This window comes from Candidatus Tenderia electrophaga (assembly GCA_001447805.1).
Taxonomy (GTDB): Bacteria; Pseudomonadota; Gammaproteobacteria; order Tenderiales; family Tenderiaceae; genus Tenderia; species Tenderia electrophaga.
Genome location: CP013099.1, coordinates 333,977 through 350,458 on the forward strand (window position 1 = coordinate 333,977; position 16,482 = coordinate 350,458).

The 16,482-nt window shown below is 60.4% G+C and carries 10 protein-coding genes; 6 read left to right on the top strand and 4 right to left on the bottom strand.

Going from position 1 to position 16,482, the window contains the following annotated elements:
* The first annotated feature begins 448 nt into the window (after nt 1-448).
* The 6 genes from Tel_01560 to Tel_01585 all read left to right on the top strand — a co-directional run bounded on the left by Tel_01560 (nt 449) and on the right by Tel_01585 (nt 9,358).
* Nucleotides 449-826, top strand: a complete 378-nt coding sequence (locus Tel_01560) for a hypothetical protein (GenBank protein ALP54694.1) — start codon at nt 449-451, stop codon at nt 824-826.
* A gap of 618 nt (nt 827-1,444) precedes the next feature.
* Nucleotides 1,445-2,437, top strand: a complete 993-nt coding sequence (locus Tel_01565; GenBank protein ALP51927.1) for a lyase — start codon at nt 1,445-1,447, stop codon at nt 2,435-2,437.
* Between the two features lie 17 nt (nt 2,438-2,454).
* Complete coding sequence (locus tag Tel_01570) at nt 2,455-4,503, top strand: TonB-dependent receptor (GenBank protein ALP51928.1); 2,049 nt, start codon at nt 2,455-2,457, stop codon at nt 4,501-4,503.
* Nucleotides 4,504-4,664: 161 nt separating this feature from the next.
* On the top strand, nt 4,665-5,717 hold the full coding sequence (locus Tel_01575; GenBank protein ID ALP54695.1) for a hypothetical protein: 1,053 nt from the start codon (nt 4,665-4,667) through the stop codon (nt 5,715-5,717).
* A gap of 14 nt (nt 5,718-5,731) precedes the next feature.
* Nucleotides 5,732-8,881 carry an acriflavin resistance protein gene (locus Tel_01580; protein ALP51929.1) on the top strand — a complete coding sequence of 1,050 codons (3,150 nt, stop codon included), beginning with the start codon at nt 5,732-5,734 and terminating at the stop codon, nt 8,879-8,881.
* A 246-nt stretch (nt 8,882-9,127) separates the two neighbouring features.
* Nucleotides 9,128-9,358 carry a hypothetical protein gene (locus Tel_01585; protein ALP51930.1) on the top strand — a complete coding sequence of 77 codons (231 nt, stop codon included), beginning with the start codon at nt 9,128-9,130 and terminating at the stop codon, nt 9,356-9,358.
* Between the two features lie 110 nt (nt 9,359-9,468).
* Here Tel_01585 and Tel_01590 read toward each other — a convergent pair whose 3' ends face one another.
* The 4 genes from Tel_01590 to Tel_01605 form a co-directional block, all read right to left on the bottom strand.
* Entirely contained in the window at nt 9,469-10,785 is a 1,317-nt protein-coding gene (locus Tel_01590; GenBank protein ALP51931.1) for a hypothetical protein, read from the bottom strand.
* A 9-nt stretch (nt 10,786-10,794) separates the two neighbouring features.
* Nucleotides 10,795-12,324 (bottom strand): hypothetical protein, encoded by a 1,530-nt coding sequence (locus Tel_01595; protein ALP51932.1) that lies wholly within the window; start codon nt 12,322-12,324, stop codon nt 10,795-10,797.
* Between the two features lie 221 nt (nt 12,325-12,545).
* The gene (locus tag Tel_01600) at nt 12,546-14,099 is read right to left on the bottom strand and encodes a hypothetical protein (protein ID ALP51933.1); all 1,554 of its coding nucleotides are present in this window, start codon (nt 14,097-14,099) and stop codon (nt 12,546-12,548) included.
* A gap of 70 nt (nt 14,100-14,169) precedes the next feature.
* The gene (locus Tel_01605; GenBank protein ALP51934.1) at nt 14,170-16,365 is read right to left on the bottom strand and encodes a hypothetical protein; all 2,196 of its coding nucleotides are present in this window, start codon (nt 16,363-16,365) and stop codon (nt 14,170-14,172) included.
* Nucleotides 16,366-16,482: the final 117 nt, after the last annotated feature.

The window sequence follows — 16,482 nt, forward strand, 5'->3', positions numbered from 1 at the left end:
GCTGACGGCGCTAGTAAGGCTGGTTATGGCCTTATAAAGGACGCCCGCGCTGTCATTGCCGCCGTATCGATCCAGCCATGGGCGATGGCGTCGCGCATTATGGCAAATGTGTCGCGTGCCGCTAGCCCGCATTTCTCACCACTCTCCTACTGCGAACGCCAATCCATCTGATTTGACGGGGCGTTCTCACTCCAGCCAGCTTGACGTAGTGTCGACTACGCCTGCACCGTCTTCCGCTCCGAGCACCCCGTCAAATCAGCGCCTTGGCGCTCTCGCAACGAACAATGGTGAGAAATGCGGGCTAGGGAAGGCCTGTAGCATCTTCGAGTAGAGTTTTTAAGCGTCCGTGCATAGAGCAGGGCTAGCCTTGCGGGTATCCGGGGTGCTCGCGCTCCGGCCTGATGCTATCTATACTCTCTTGTGCCACGGCCGCGCGAACACTACGCCCATGCCAGACTTGACGCCACAACAGATCATCGACGCCTATTTGGAGGCGATAGAGGCGCGCGACTTCGAGCGCGCCAGGCGCCACCTCGACGACAGGCACTTTCAATACAGGAGCCCTGTCCTGAATAGTGACGGCGCCGACGAATTCATCGCCAATATTTCCCATATCGGCGCCATACTGGCGCGCATTGAACGGCGCCACATCTTTGTCGACGGTGCGGACGTCTGCCATGTTTTGCGATTCATCACCAGCTGGTCAACGGCCACCGCCACCGATGTTGTGCAGTGGTCCAAAGTCAAGGATGGGAAAATAAGAAGTATCGAGACCTTCTTCGATGCCCGCGTCTACCGTGAAATGTTTACTCTGGAGGGCGAGTAGCGGCTATGCGATTTCAATCACAATCACCAACAAGCGTGCCAAGGCGTTAACTATGTGCCGATAAACTTACCGGCACGCAAGGCGGCGGTGATGACCACATTGTCAGCATAAGGATGCTGACTCGTTGCTAACATGAAGGGGGGGCGGGTGACGTGCCGGCCTTTACTTATCTTTGTTTTCGTCGAGCCTGCTTTGCAGCTTATTGATCTTGGCGTCGGCGCGCCACATGAAGATTACCAGCACGACAAGAAGAACCAGCGATGCGATCTGAATTATTGCCCACATTTCCATTGTTTGCGCTCCCGTAGAAACCAAATGCCCTAAGCCATTAGATAGTTATCAGTGCGGAGCATCAAGGGAAAACTGAGCGCCGCTGTGGCGCTGCGCCGCCGGTTTGCGTTCGGCTTTACGCGTGCCTTTAACTCGGCCCTGTTTGAACAGGAGTTCCATTTTAAAGATTGAGCGCGAGTCTCTTTAGCCGGCATTTCTCACCGGTGTCCATAAACCGTGACGTCGGCCGGGTGAAAACGCTAGGATAGAAATCCACCTGCAGCCATTGGCGGCGGTGGGCCAAGGATACCGGTCTCAAGAGGCCAGTCTGAAACAAGGAGTGCTGATATGCAGACATCTCACGTTTTGCCGGGCTTGTTGTTTACCCTTCTATTCGTCCTGGCCGGAGCCACGCCGAGCCACGCTGTCGAGGCCGTGGAGATCACTGAGTGGCGCGTGCCCTGGGACAACAGCCGTCCGCGTGATCCCTGGGTCGGTGGTCCCGGGCGTATCTGGTTCGTGGGCCAGGTGGGGGATTACGTCGCCAGTTTGAATCCCAAGACGGGCGAGTTCCGGCGCTATGACTTGGAGCCGGGCACCGGTCCCCACACCGTCATCGCCGATGCGCGCGGCGCTTGGTATGCCGGCAATCGCGCCCGGCATATCGGTTTAATCGATCCGCACAGCGGCGTCGTCGACAAGATCATGATGCCCGGTGACGGCCGCGGCGATGTGCACACCATGGACTTTACCAGTGCGGGCGATATCTGGTTCACCGTGCAGCACGGCAATCAGATCGGCTTTCTCGATACCGAGACGCGGGAAGTGACGCTGTACCCGGTCCCGACGCCATCGGCCCGCCCCTACGGTCTGGTGGTCGGCAAGGACGATCGGCCTTGGGTGGCCTTGTTCGGAACCCACAAGCTGGCCACCGTGTCCGATGGCGAGGTCAAGGAGTTCGACCTGCCGCGCCAGGACAGTCGGCCGCGACGCCTGGGCCTCGATGGCGACGGCAAGGTCTGGTACGTGGATTATGCCGCCGGCTATCTCGGCCGTTATGACCCGCGCAGCGACAAGGTCGAGGAATGGCGCACGCCGGCGGCGCAGCATGCCATGCCCTATGCCATGGGCATGGATCACCGCGGCCGGCCCTGGTTCGTCGAGACCGGCGTGCAGCCCAATCGCTTCGTCGGTTTTGATCCCGCCACGGAGACCTTTACCGAACCGGTTAAGATCGGCAGCGGCGGCGGCACGGTGAGACACATGGTCTTCGACGCACGCCGCCAGGCCTTTTGGTTCGGCACCGATACCAATACCATCGGCAAGGCGGCGCTCAAATAGCCAGGTGGTGTGGTGACATGGCGCAGGTCACGGCTCGGCGCTGGCTGCTGCCCTGCCTGCTGGCGCTGCCGCTGACGGCGGGGGGCGCGCCGGCGCCGATTATCATCTCGGCGCCGCGCCTGGCCATGCCCCTGGGGGATTTCCCTGCCGCCGTGGATGTGATCGAAACTCCGGCCGCCACCCAGGCGCGCCAGGGCCTGCAATTGGACGAGGCGCTCAACCGCGTGCCCGGCGTATTCGCCCAGAACCGCTACAACTTCGCCCAGGACGTGCGTCTGTCGATCCGCGGCTTCGGCGCCCGCGCCCCCTTCGGCATTCGCGGCCTGCGCATCCTCCAGGACGGCATCCCCGAGACTACCCCCGACGGTCAATCCCAGGTGGACGCCATCGACCTGCTCAATATCCGTTCCATCGAGATCCTGCGCGGCCCCGGCGCCGCCCTGTATGGCAACGCCAGCGGCGGGGTCGTGGCCATCACCACCCGCAACGGTAGCGCCGCGCGCGGTCACGGCGGCGGCCTGCTGGCGGGCAGCTACGGCTTCCGACGGCTGGAGGCGGTCAGCGAGGCCCAAGGCGATGCGGCACGTTACTCGCTGACGGCGCACGCGCTGCGCCTCGACGGCTACCGTGATCAGGCGCGTGCGGAGAAGCGCCTGCTGCGGCTGCATTCGCAGCATGACCTGGACGCCGGCGTGTTGAGCCTGCATTTGCGCTATCTGGATGCGCCCCTCACCGAAGACCCGGGCGCCCTGACACGCGCCGAGCTGGCGGCGGACCGGCGCGCCGCGGCCCCATTGGCCCAATTCCTGGATAGCCACCAGCGCGCCGAGCAGCTCACCGCCGGGGCCCAGTGGCGCCGGCCGGCGGGGGCGGGCGAGCTGCGCCTGGGCGGGTTTGTGACGCAACGCGACTACAGACAGCAACTGCCCTTCTTCGGCAGCAGCCAGGTGGCCTATACGCGCGACTTTTATGGTCTGAGCCTGGGTTATCAGCGCTACCTCGGCCCGACCCGGCTGCTACTCGGTGTTGACCTGGAACGCCAGCGCGACGACCGCACCCGCCACTGTATCAATGCCGCCCTGGAGGCCTCCTGCGCCGCGCCGGGCGAGCCAGTGAGCGGGCCGCTGGCCCTGGATCAGCGCGAGACGGCGCAAAGCCGCGGCGTCTTCGTGCAGAGCGACACGCGTCTGGGCGGCGGATGGAACCTGGCCGCCGGGCTGCGCCAAGACCGCATTCGCTTCACTCTCGACGATCATCTACAGAGCGGCGCAGAAGACCTCTCCGGCGCGCGCGAGTTTGACGAGACCAGTGCCAGCGCCGGGCTGATCTGGCAGTGGCGCCCGGGGCAGCGTGCCTTCATCAATGCCGCCACCGCCTTCGAGACGCCCACCTTCACCGAGTTCGCCAATCCCGCCGGCAGCGGCGGCTTCAATCCCGACTTGCAGCCGCAGCAGACGCGCAGCGTCGAGGTCGGACTGCGCGGCGACGCCGCCGGGCTGGGCTACGATCTAACCGCCCATGTCACCCGCGTGCGCGACGAACTGGTGCCCTATGAGCTGCCCGGCGACGGTCGCACCTATTATCGCAACGCCGGCCACACCTTGCGGCGGGGCTTGGAGGCGGGGTTGGATTGGCGTCCGGCACCGCCCTGGGACCTGCGTGCGGCCCTGACCCTGAACGATTTCCGCTACCGCGAATTCAACGCTCTGGACGGTGAATCCCTGGACGGTAAGCGTCTGCCCGGCCTGCCGCAGCGGCAAGTGTTTCTGGAGGCCGCCTGGCGCCCCGGGGATGTGTTTGTGATCGCCGACCTGCTGTATGTGGGCGCGCGCTACGCCGATGACGCCAACACGGAGCGTGTTGCGGCGCACAGCGTGATGAATCTGCGTGCCGGGCGGCAGTGGAGAGCCGGTCCGCTGCACGGCGAAGCGTTCGTGGCCTTGAACAACATCTTGGATCGGGCGTACATCGACAATCTGCGTATCAACGCCGGCTTCGGCCGTTACTTCGAAGCCGCGCCCGAGCGCAATCTCTTGCTTGGGCTGCGTCTTTTCTATCGGCCCTGAGCGGCCTTTGTCATTGCCACATCGCGCAGGATTTGCGTTAAGGTTATAGTAGTCTGCGTATGCAAGGTGTTGGATTATCTTGCAAAATTAACGAGGTTATAAGGAAGTCGGCGATGCTTTATAGCGCCCAGTGTGCCATTCGACTTAGACGTTTCACCCCCATTGTGACCCTGCTGGCATTGCTGCCAGGCGGTCTGATCTTTGCCGCCGATGCGCCCCGCGTCGTGGTTGATGAGGCGCGCCAGGTCGACATCGTGCGCCAGATTCCCTTGACCGGCACGATCACCTCGGCGCGCGTATCGCGGCTGTCGCCGGAGGTCGAAGGCCGGGTAAAACGCCTGTTCGTCGATGTGGGGGACGATGTGGCTCAGGGCGATCGTTTATTGCAGGTCGACAGCGAGTTGGCCGAGTTGACCTATGAAGCCACGCAAGCCCTCACCGAGCAGACCCGCGCCGAGTTGGCCGACGCCAAGCGTCGTTATGCCGATGCCCAGCGCCTGCGCAAACAAAACACAGTGTCGGAAAATGAACTGCTGCTGCGCGAGGCGGAGGTGCAGATCAAGTCGGCGGCGCTGGCGCGCCAGCAGGCGGAACAGCGCAGGCAACAGGCCGAGCTGGAACGCTATGTGGTGAAGGCGCCGTTTGAAGGTGTCATTAGCGCCAAGCTGACCGAGGCGGGGGAGTGGATCGAGCCGGGCACGGCGCTGTTCAACCTGGTCGCCACCCATGAGTTGCGTGCCGATTTCGCCGTGCCGCAGGGCGTTTATACGCGCATCAATGAGCACAGCCGCATCCACTTGACGCTGGACGCGCTGGCTGAGCACAGCGTGCCCGGCCGTATCAGCGCGGTGGTGCCGGTGAACGACCCCAGTGCGCGGACCTTTCTGCTGCGGGTATTGTTCGACGATGCGGAGCTGCGCGCCATTCCGGGCATGTCGGTGGCCGCTACGCTGGAGGTCGGCAGCGGCGATCGCGGGGTGGTGGTGGCGCGGGATGCGGTGTTGCGTTATCCCGACGGGCGGGTGACGGTGTGGGTGGTCAGGCAGGACGGTGATCAGGCTACTGTGTCCGAGCGCCATGTGACCCTGGGGCACAGCTTTGACGGCCAGGTGGAAGTGCGCGACGGCCTGCAAGCCGGCGACACGGTGGTGGTGCTGGGTAACGAAGCCCTGGAACAGGGGCAGGCGGTGCGCATTGAGAAAGCCCGGCAGTAGCGAGCGCCGCAGCCATGTTTGAGTCGATTACCAAGCACGGCACCCTGATCGCCGTCGCGGTCTTGATCATCAGCGTGCTCGGCGTGGTGGCGGCCCTGCGCATCCCGGTGCAGATGATTCCCGACCTGGAAGTGCGCACCATCACCGTGCGCACCTCGTGGGCGGGCGCCACGCCTCAGGATATCGAAAAAGAGATCGTCATTGAGCAGGAGGAATACCTGCGCAGCGTGCCCGGTCTGCAGCGGATTATTTCCGAGGCGTCTTTCGGTCAGGCCTCGATCGAGCTGGAGTTTCCCTTCGGCATCGATCTCAACGAAACCCTGATCCGCATCAACAACGCCCTGTCCCAGGTGCCGTCCTATCCCATTAACGTGGACGAGCCGCGCATCTTCGCCGCCTCGTTTTCGAGCAACTCCTTTATGTATTTTCGCGTCATGCCGCAGGACGGCAATCCGCGCAATCTCAAGATGGAGATGATGCAGGATTACATCGACGACAATGTGCGCCCGCGCATGGAGTCCGTGCCCGGGGTATCGCAGGTGGATGTCTACGGCGGCGCGCAGCGGCAGATCCAGATCTTACTCGACCCGATGCGCTTGGCGCAGCGCAACATCACCATCGCCCAGGTGCGCGACGCCATCACCGAACGCAACCGCGACGTCTCCGGCGGCGAGCTGGAGTCGGGCAAGCGCCGTTATCTGCTGCGCACCATCGGCCGCTTTTCCGATCTGGAGGATTTGCGTTCCTTGATCCTGGAGCGGCGCGGCGACGCCGTAATTCGGCTCGGCGATGTGGCCGACGTACAACTGGATCATTTCGAGCTCAGCCGGCTCTCGTTTACCGACGGCAAGCCGGTGATCGGCATGTCGGTGCGGCGTCAGCCCGGCTCCAACGTCATCGACATCAAAGACACCCTGCTGGCGCAGGTGGCGGCCATCAACCAAGAGCTGTTGCAACCGGCCGGCATGCGCATGATGTTGGTGGCCGACGACGTTACCTATGTCAAGGCCTCGCTGCAAAACGTTTGGACCAATCTGATCATCGGCGCGCTGTTGGCCAGTCTGGTGATGTTCCTGTTTCTGCGTTCGGGCAAGGCGACCCTGGTGGGCGTGATCGGTATCCCCATCTGCACCATCGCCGCCTTCATCGGGCTGCAACTGACCGGCCGCACCATCAACGTCATTTCGCTGGCCGGGGTGGCCTTCGCCATCGGCATGACCCTGGACAACAGCATCGTGGTGCTGGAGAGCATCGAACACGAACGCCGCCGCGGCCTGGAGCGGCTGCGCGCCGCCGTGGTCGGCGTGCAGAAGGTCTGGCCCGCGGTGCTGGCCTCGACCCTGACCACGGTGATGGTGTTCCTGCCCATCCTGTTCATTGAGGAAGAGGCGGGGCAGTTGTATTCGGATATCGCCATCGCCATCGCCGCCTCCATCCTCGCCTCCATGTTGGTGGCCATCACCGTCATCCCTGCGGCGGCGGCGCGGCTGCGTTTTCATGATGACCCGAAGGCGATGGCGCAGGGCGATACCGGCACGCGCGCCTGGGTGTTAAATACGGTCAACCGTCTGCTCGCCGGCCGTGCGTCGCGCTGGAGTGCGATTGTGGTGACCTTGGTGCTGTGCGGCGGGATTTATCTGTTTCTGACGCCGGCGGCGGAGTACCTGCCCGAGGGCGAAGAGCCCAAGACCTTCGCCCGCTTGAGCGCCCCGCCGGGCTACAATCTGGAAACTATGGCCAAGATCGGGCGCGAGATTCAGCAGTATTTTCTCACCTACCTGGAGCACGACCCCGGGCAGTTCGAGCGCGGCGAGACCGAGGTGCCGGCCATGAAGTACCTCAACTTGAGCATCGACCCCAACGGGATCCGGATTATCGCCGAACCCAAGAAGCCCGCCCATATCGAGGTTTTGATGACGGCCATCGATGCGAAATACCGCGAGTATCCGGCCATGCGTCCGTTCGTTACCCGCGGTTCCATCATTACCAGTAACTCCGGCGGCACCCGCAGCGTCAATCTGGATATCTCCGGTCCCGATCTGGCGGCGGTGTATGCCGCCGCCAACAAGGCCTATCAACGCGCCGAGACGATCTTCGATGCGCCGCGCCTGCGCGCCAATCCTTCCACCTTGTCCTTGTCGCAACCGCTGGTACAGGTGCGGCCGCTGTGGGAGCGCGCCAGTGAAGTGGGTATGAATACGCGCGAGCTGGGGTATACCGTGGCCGCCCTCACCGATGGTGCCTTCGTCGATGAATTCTTCTTGGCGGACGACAAGATCGACATCTATCTCTACAGCCAGGACGGCGTGAACGCGACGCTCGACAGCTTGGACCAGAAACAGATCTATACGCCCATCGGCGCGGTGATGCCCTTGTCGTCCATCGCCCGCATCGAAGAAACGGTGGATACCAATATCATCCGCCGGCTCAACGGCCAGCGCACGGTGACATTGAATATCATTCCGCCGCAGGACGTGGCCCTGGAGACCGGGGTTGCGCGGGTGCGCGAGGAGATCGTGCGGCATTTGCGCGCCGCCGGCGAGGTGCCCAGCAATATCACCATGAGCATCTCCGGCGCCAGCGACCAGTTGCAGGCCACACGCGAGGCGCTGACCGCCAACTACATCGTCTCCGTGGCGATTATCTATTTGTTACTGGTGGCCATCTTCACCCATTGGGGTTACCCGCTGTTTATCATGGCCACCATCCCCTTGGGCGTAAGCGGCGGCTTCGTCGGGTTGGCATTGTTCAACCTGGTGGGGGGCTGGTTTCCCGCCCTGGGCATGCAGGCGCTGAACATCCCCTTCGACATGATCGCCATGCTCGGCTTTTTGATCCTCATGGGCACTGTGGTGAATAACCCCATCCTCATCGTTCACCAATCCATCGCCAATGTGCGCGAGGAACAGATGAGCGCCCGTGACGCCGTCGCCGATGCGGTGAAGACACGGCTGCGACCCATCGCCATGTCCACCTTAACCACCGTGTTCGGTTTGGCGCCTCTGGTGTTCCTGCCCGGCGAAGGGACCGAACTTTATCGCGGCGTCGGCGTGATCGTGATGTTCGGGCTGCTGGGCACCGCGGTGGTGGCACTGACGTTTTTGCCGGCCTTGCTTGTGACGGTGTTGAAATTCACCCAGCGTGACTCCGGGGCGTCCGCTTAAAATGTTTTCTGTGCGGGGTGTGGCGATGTGGGCCAGATATGTCACTGTTTCACAGCAGTGAACCCTGTCGTCGTCGATCCGAATCGTCTGTTTGCCGATGAACAGCTCCAGGCTCGCTGGAAGTCGTTGTTGGTGCTTGCTGACGGCGAACAGCAGCGTATGCGTAGTCGTCTGCCGCGGCGCAAAGTAGCCGCCGTTGCTTTGTCGAATAAGGGCCTGCCGGTCGCCCGATCGGGGAGAAACATAATGCGTAATCTCTATGAGGCCAGCAATGCCATCGAGGCCAATATTCTCAAGGGTTTGTTGGAGGTTGAAGGGATCGAGGTGTTTATCAACGGTGAATACCTGCAAGGCGGCATGGGCGATCTGCCGGTATCGGGGATCATCACCCTGAGTGTGGAGGAGTGCGATGTCGCCAGGGCGTTAAAGATTATTGAGGCTTATGAAGCCGGCGAGTTTGAACTGAAAGATTCCTGATCACTTGGTGGCCCATGCCGGATCAAGCCAGGGCCGCCTTTTGGTGTTGTCCTGACGGCGATTCCATATTTTTTTGAGACTCTGAACTATGCTGCCCTGCGCGGCGGACACTATTCCCAATCCGGGATGTTGTGTGCGCGTTTAAACGCCTCAACATACCCCCGGATCAATGCAACGCTTTCGGGATGGGTGGCGCGATACTTGTTCTGCTGCGCGCGGATGTCGGCAAGGGCTTGGTCGATGTTGTCCGGTGTCAAACGTATTCCGAAATCTGTTGGAGCCGCGCCGACACCAAACAGTCGATTCAACACCAAGTCGCCGACATTGGCTTTGAAGTGTGAGGAATCCCAGTAATGGTTCATCGCCTTTCTGCTGCCGCGTGGCGGCAGGGGCTCGGTCGTGACCGATGAGTAAGCGCTGAAGTCATGCAGTACAAAAGGTTCCTGGCCGGGATGGGCGGCTGCGTCCTCGCTCAATAGTCGTACCAACGCCCGCTTGCCGCGCTCGACGGATGACCAGCCGCCGGTGGCGGCGGAAAGTTCCATCTGATGAGCGTGAGACGGGGTGAAAAAAATGCGCAGTGATATATTATTGTCCCGGCAGAACGCAATGATGCGCTGGATGTAATCCAGTGAGCTGAGTGTCTCAGCTTGTGATTCCGGGACGGGTTTGCGATTAGGTTTCGATGTTGGTTCTGTTGGGATGCGCCATTCCAGTTTATAGCGCACTTCGAGTGTGTCGATCTTATCGAAATAGGCGCGTGGCCCCTCGGTCTGATATGCCTCCCAGGGCTGATGAAAAAAGATCTCGCCGAGGCGCTGTCCGTCAGGCGCAAACCATGCGTCATTGGCGTGCTGTTGGGCACCCACGGTGTGGATGCTCTCCAGCAGGGTGTCAAAACTGATCAGCAGTTTGAGATCGGCCAGCAGTACTTCAATCCAGTTCGGCGGCGTATCGTCGTCCAGCAACAACTGTTCGTCGAAGCCGGACCGATGGCTGGCAGGCGCCGTTGTGGCGTGATAGGTGTCGAGTCCGAGAACTACCTGTTTCAAGGGCTGTACCGCATGGGCGTGGCGCAGATAATGAAACATCTCCTTGGTCATGGCGCCGTCAAAGGCCAGATTGTAGACGGGTTGGTCATCGGCCCGCCAGGCCGGGTGAGACGGTCGCAAGCCCAGATGGGTGCGCGAGGTGCCAAGGATGATGCTGCGGGGTTTGATACGGCGCACGTCGTATGCCTTTATCAAGCGGACGCGGTTGTAGACGGCCGGTTTGTGCTGGTTGAAACCCTCGATCGTCACCAGTCGGTACATGCCGTAGGGATCGACAACAATGTTAAAGGCGATAACAGCGCACAGTAGGATTATTGCCGACATCAAGGCCGTGATGCTGAATCTTTTTGCCAGTGCGGCTTCGATTCTGATCACCTCGTTCCCCTAGAACTGGAAGTAGATAAATTCGGAGACGCGCGACATCAGCATGAAGCTGATTGTCAGCAGTACCGCGGCATAAAACGCCCACCCTCGGGAGCTGTTCCAACCTAGCCGTGCAGAAACAGGTTCTGCTTCGCCGGAGCCACAGGCACCTTCGGGACCGGCATAGGCGGTCAACTGCTGGGTATTCGGCGCCAGCCACGCCAGCAGTAACAGCGCGCCGGCTACGAGCAGGCCCATGCCGCTATCGACGGGAGAGTGGGAGACAGGCAATTCGGGCGCGTATTGCGCCAATGAGGCAGGTGCCGCGATGCCGTTGTTACCCGCCATGGCGCTCAGGATGCCCATGGCCGAATCGACATCCGCGGCACGGAAGAAGACCCAGGCCACCACCACCGCCAGGAAGGTGATCAACTGGGCCAGCTTGCGGCCCCAGAAACTGTGCGCTTCAACAGACAGTCCCAGGCGGCGGCGCAGCTCGCGCCAGCCGTGATTGATGATGAGATAGACGCCGTGCAGTGCACCCCAAATGGCGAATGTCCAGCCGGCCCCGTGCCAGATGCCCCCCAGCAGCATGGTGAGGAACAGATTGATAAAGCGTCGCCCTCTGCCCTTGCGATTGCCGCCCAGCGGGATGTAGAGATAATCGCGCAAAAAACGCGACAGGGTCATGTGCCAGCGGCGCCAGAAATCGATAATGCTGTTGGCCTTGTAAGGGGAGGCGAAGTTGAGCGGCAGACGGATGCCGAACAGCAGACCGATACCCATGGCCATGTCTGAATAGGCGGAGAAGTCGAAATAGAGCTGGACAGTATAGGCTAGTGCGCCACTCCAGGCCGCCAGCAGATCCAGCGAGGCACCGGCAGCCGCCGCGTCGAACTGAGGCGAGGCGTAGGCGGCCGCACTGTCGGCCAGCAATACCTTCTTGGCCAGGCCGATGCTGAAAATGGTCAGGCCCAGAGCGATGTAGCCGGCCTCAATTCTGCCGAGTTTGCTGAACTGCGGCATCATCTCGCTGTGATGCACAATCGGCCCGGCGATCAATTGCGGAAAGAAAGTAACAAACAGTGAATAGTCCAGCAGATTGAAGCGCTCCACCTTGCCGTAATAGACATCGATCAAAAAGGCGATTTTCTGGAAGGTGAAAAAAGAGATGCCGATGGGCAGTACGATGGTGGCCAGAAACAGCTCTGTATTAAATAGTGTATTGGCGTTATCGACGAAAAAATTGGCGTACTTGTAATAGCCCAGAGCGCCGAGATTTATACAGACGCCCAGGATCAAGAGTAGTTTGATACCGGTGCGTTTCTGTCTGCGCAAACGAACCATGCGGCTGGCGATGACAAAGTCGATCAGCATCAGCGGAATCAGCAACAACAAATACTGGGCGCTCCACCAGCCGTAAAAGGTCAACGATGCCAGGGTCAGCAGCAGGATAGAGCCGCGTTCCAGTCCCCGGCGGCGCAGCAGATGAAACAGCACCACCGTCAGGGGCAGGAACAGGCAAATGAATACATAGGAGTTGAATAACATTCTAGCCCACCATGATGCGCAAACGCCGGCTGATGTGCCGTGGCCAATCGCTGGGGCAGGACGATAATCGGCCATAGCCAAAGCACGCGCTGCGCTCGCGGGGCAGGCTCTTTGCGGTGGTGCGCGCGCTTGAATTGGCGACGGCCGGTCTAACGCGCGCGCGCCTGGCGGCTGACCGCTTCTGGACCCGCTGATAACTGCAATCTATGCCATACACTGCACTAGAAATAGACATAGACCTTGAGCTTGGTTTGGTTGTAGCGATAGGCCTTTGCTTCGCCAAGGCCCAGGTTGGCGCCTTCCAAGGTCAGTTCGAGCTGGGCATGTTCGATAAGCTGATAGCGGAGGGCGGTATAACCGCCCGCAATGTTGTTTTCCTGGACGGTCCCGAACCGGTCGATGGTTTGGTTGCCGGCAAATAACTCCAGTACGCCGGAAAAGCGGTCCTGCGATTGGCTGATGACGAACAGCAGCTTGTTGGTTGTGACGCGATCCGGATCGAAATAGCCGCCGCCGCTCTGTCGGTCGAAGCTCAGCGCCTCCCGCTTCAGCCCGACGCTCATCTTCGGCGGGCCGAAATAAAAGGTGTACAGCCCGGCCAGTTTGGCTTCGAGCGATTGGTTGTCATCGGAATAATCGGTGTGTTTGCCCTGCAACCGCAGACCCCATCTATCCGAAAACTGATAGCTGAGGGCCAGCTCGTGCGAAGTGCGCAGGACGGACGTCTCCAGCGCCCGTGGGGAATCATCGACCAGCTCACGCGTGGCGTTCAATACCAGCCAGGTTTGGGGCAGGTTTGCCGTGATGCTGATATTTCCCGTGGTGACAGGATCAATCAGATCAGCAGGGTGCGAGGCGCGGCCGATGCTTGCGCGCAGTTGTGCGCGGTCATGCAGGCGCATCAGCCCTCCCAGCGAGTGGTGTGTAACCTCGACATCACGCAGGCCGTCACTGCTGCTGATGCGGCCGGTCCTGAACCAAAGCCACGAAGTGGCAAAGGGGATGTCTACGCCAAGATAACTGCGTCGGTATCCTGCATGGTAGACATCCCGGTACTGTTCGCTGCTGAGCCAGACTCTTGGCCTGGCTTCGCGGCGCATCTGCCAGTCGAGATCATCGATGACGCTCTGTTCGAATTCACTTTCGGCCCGCAACTGGCTGCGGGCGGTACGGGCCGCCTCATAATTGGCGGTGGCGAGCAAGGAGCGGGCATAGCTCAGCTTGATGTCGAAGCTGTTATCAGTGCTCGCCACTTGTTGGTATAGGCCAAGCGCGCCTGCGTCGTCCCCCTGCCAGCTCAGGGCGTTGGCCTGGGTAATCAATACCTCCTTGTTGCTGTCTTCATGCTGCAGGAGTTCACGGCCGACTTTTGATGCTGCGATGGGTTGATTGTTCCAGGAAAGATACCGTGCCAACAACAGGCATGACTCACGCGTATTTTGTCGGCCGTCACACTGAGACTGAAGATTGCCGATGGCCGGGGTGATATCATTGACATTGGCCAGACGTCGGCTGATATCGGTCTGCGTTGCCGGCGGTAGATACACTTTCGCCAGCTCCGCGGCCTGTCGGTAGGCATTCGCCGCCTTTTGGTTTTCCTGGCGGCTGGCGTAATAGTCGCCGACCTGGACATAGAGCTTGGCGCGTAATGCGAAGACCGACGCGTTACTGTCCGCAGCCGTTGCAAGCGGCGCACACAAGAGCAGTGCAAAGGCAATACCGCAAATTCGCAGCCAGGGCGCTTGCATCCTGGCGCTGGTCACGACATCAGTCATGGTCTAGGTGCTGAACTGTCTAGGCTGCCTTTCCCTGCAGTTGGTCAGCGCATGAGAGGGCCTGAACTGTTTAGCCATACTTGCGTTCCTCGGTCGGAATCGCGCTGTCACCCTGTGCTGAGACCTCCGGCATCCGGGCCGCAGGTTCGGAAGATAGCGGCACCGGTCTGGTCAACCCCACCGTGAGGTCTTGCCAGCTTTCCCGATAGCCTACAAAGCTGCGTATGGCATAAAGCAGAAAGCTTGCATTAAGCGCGGCGAATAGGGCGTGCGTGATGTAGCCTTCATTGATATCGAAGGCTGCACCGAGGGTCCATTGCAGAAACAGCCCATAGGCGCAGACGATATATAGAGGCGCGGTGGCCGTGCGGCCCTGAATTTTCGGGGTGCGACCAAAGGGAATCTTTTTCTTAGTCAGGCCCTGCTGGATAGATTTGAATACGCCTGCCAGATTGACGGGGATCATCAGCAGGTTGAGCGCATAGACCTTAAACAAATCACGGTTGCGGTAACCGCACAGCACCAGGTCGCGGCCGTAGAGGAAAAAGTAGGGCGCGGCAGCCAGCGGTAACCAGATACTTTGGATGCTTTCGCTGAATGGAAAGGTCAGCATGACAATCAAGCCGATATTGACCGCTGCGATCGAGACCAGGTAGTGAATGCGCAGCAGGCCTTCATTGAGTTTGCCGAAGGGCTTGCGGGCGAGATAGCCCAGCAGCTTGGGCAGGATGATCAGGCCGCCGTTGGCCCAGCGTTGGCGTTGGATGCACAGGGAGCCGAAGTCGGGCGGCGTGGCGCTGTAGGCCAGGCGTTGCGGGTGGTTGTACAACGACCAGCCTTTGGCGGCGAGGTCGACGCTGGACTCCGTGTCTTCAATGACGGTGCGGTCTTGGATAAAGCGCTTTACCGTGTGCCCCCGTTCTTGCTCCAGTGTGACAATATCGTCGAGCGCTTCGCGGCGCAGCAGGGCATTGGCGCCGACCCAATAGGTGGCGTTGTATTGGGTAAAGCCCTGATGAATGATGTATTGCATATCGGTGGTGGCGCCGGCGATACGTTCCAGTTCGGACGGCGCGCCGGGGATGGCGCTGTACGGCGTTTGGGCCACGGCGATGCGTTCGTTGCCCGGTTGTTCCATGATGTGAATCAACTTGAGAGCGTATTCGGGCAACAACAGGCTGTCGGCGTCGAGGGTGATGAAGTAATCCGCGACGGGAACTGACAGCGTAGCGTGCTCGGCGGTGGTTTCTTCCAGGTGCAAGCCGTCTGCCGTCCGGACTTCGCGATAATGTTTCCCGTTCAGCCCGATGTAGCTGTTCAGGTTCATGGCCTTATTGGGCTCGTGGGACAGATTCTCGTAACGTTTGCGTTCGAAGCTGGTGATATCGCAACTGAATAGGCAGGCCAGGCGCTGATAATCATCAACGATTTGCTCTTCACTCAGTGGTGCCTCGGCTTCCAGCAATTGCTTGAGCTGTGCGCTGCGCGCCTGATGTTGTGCGGCCCGATCGACAAATATCTTTTCCACGAACAAGCGATCGGTATGATCGGTGATGTCATAGGCGCTCGCCTGAGCCTCAAACCAGTCGGCGGCTTCCTGCCAGAGAGTGACGAGCAGTCGGGTTTCGGCCTTGCCGTTCAAGCGGGCACGCTGGCGACGGGCACGGAAGGTCTTGATCGACGAGTTGAACATGAAGGCCGGACGCTGCAGCATGGCCATGATATGGGCGGGCAGTTCGCGCGCCTCGGCCAGATGCGCCGCATCGCCGGCGGTGTTGGGTTTGGGCGGATCATCGAGCAACAGGGTGACGCGACGCTTGGGATGTTCTTGCAAGGCAGCGGAGAGCAGTGTCTGGAAAATCACACGGCGTTCTTCTTTGTAGGACGGCACGAGAATGCTGAGCGCTTTGTCCGCGCTGCGTCGATAGCTGTGGTTGAGCGCCTGGGGCGGGATATCGGCCTGACATCGCAAGCGCTTCAGGTAACCCAGACGTGTGCTTTGATATACCAGACTGCCGTAAATCAAAAAGCAGACGATGAGCAAAAAGCCTGAATGTCCCGCCAGTTGCGCCCATTGTTGCTGTTCGAGCTGGGCAATGAAGACGGGGTATTGTTCCCAGGTCGCCATGCCCACGGCGAACAAGGTGAAGGTGACACATAACCATGAGAGAAAGATTTCCTTGCCTGCCTTCCACCGCTCTTCCTGAATGGTGGACAATACACTGTCAGGCGAATCAGCATGCGCCTGAAAGAACTGCTTGGACATCTCTTCTACCTACCTTCGGGTGGACCCGGTTAATATTTTTTTGTTAGCGCACTTCCCCCTTGGCGCACGCCGAGGGGGGGGCAAATTATAACAGTATTAATGTTGAATATTAATGAA

Coding starts and splice junctions, on each gene's coding strand:
- Tel_01560 (ALP54694.1), top strand. CDS start 449: ATGCCAGACTTGACGCCACAACAGATCATCGACGCCTATTTGGAGGCG.
- Tel_01565 (ALP51927.1), top strand. CDS start 1,445: ATGCAGACATCTCACGTTTTGCCGGGCTTGTTGTTTACCCTTCTATTC.
- Tel_01570 (ALP51928.1), top strand. CDS start 2,455: ATGGCGCAGGTCACGGCTCGGCGCTGGCTGCTGCCCTGCCTGCTGGCG.
- Tel_01580 (ALP51929.1), top strand. CDS start 5,732: ATGTTTGAGTCGATTACCAAGCACGGCACCCTGATCGCCGTCGCGGTC.
- Tel_01585 (ALP51930.1), top strand. CDS start 9,128: ATGCGTAATCTCTATGAGGCCAGCAATGCCATCGAGGCCAATATTCTC.
- Tel_01595 (ALP51932.1), bottom strand. CDS start 12,324: ATGTTATTCAACTCCTATGTATTCATTTGCCTGTTCCTGCCCCTGACG.
- Tel_01600 (ALP51933.1), bottom strand. CDS start 14,099: ATGACTGATGTCGTGACCAGCGCCAGGATGCAAGCGCCCTGGCTGCGA.
- Tel_01605 (ALP51934.1), bottom strand. CDS start 16,365: ATGTCCAAGCAGTTCTTTCAGGCGCATGCTGATTCGCCTGACAGTGTA.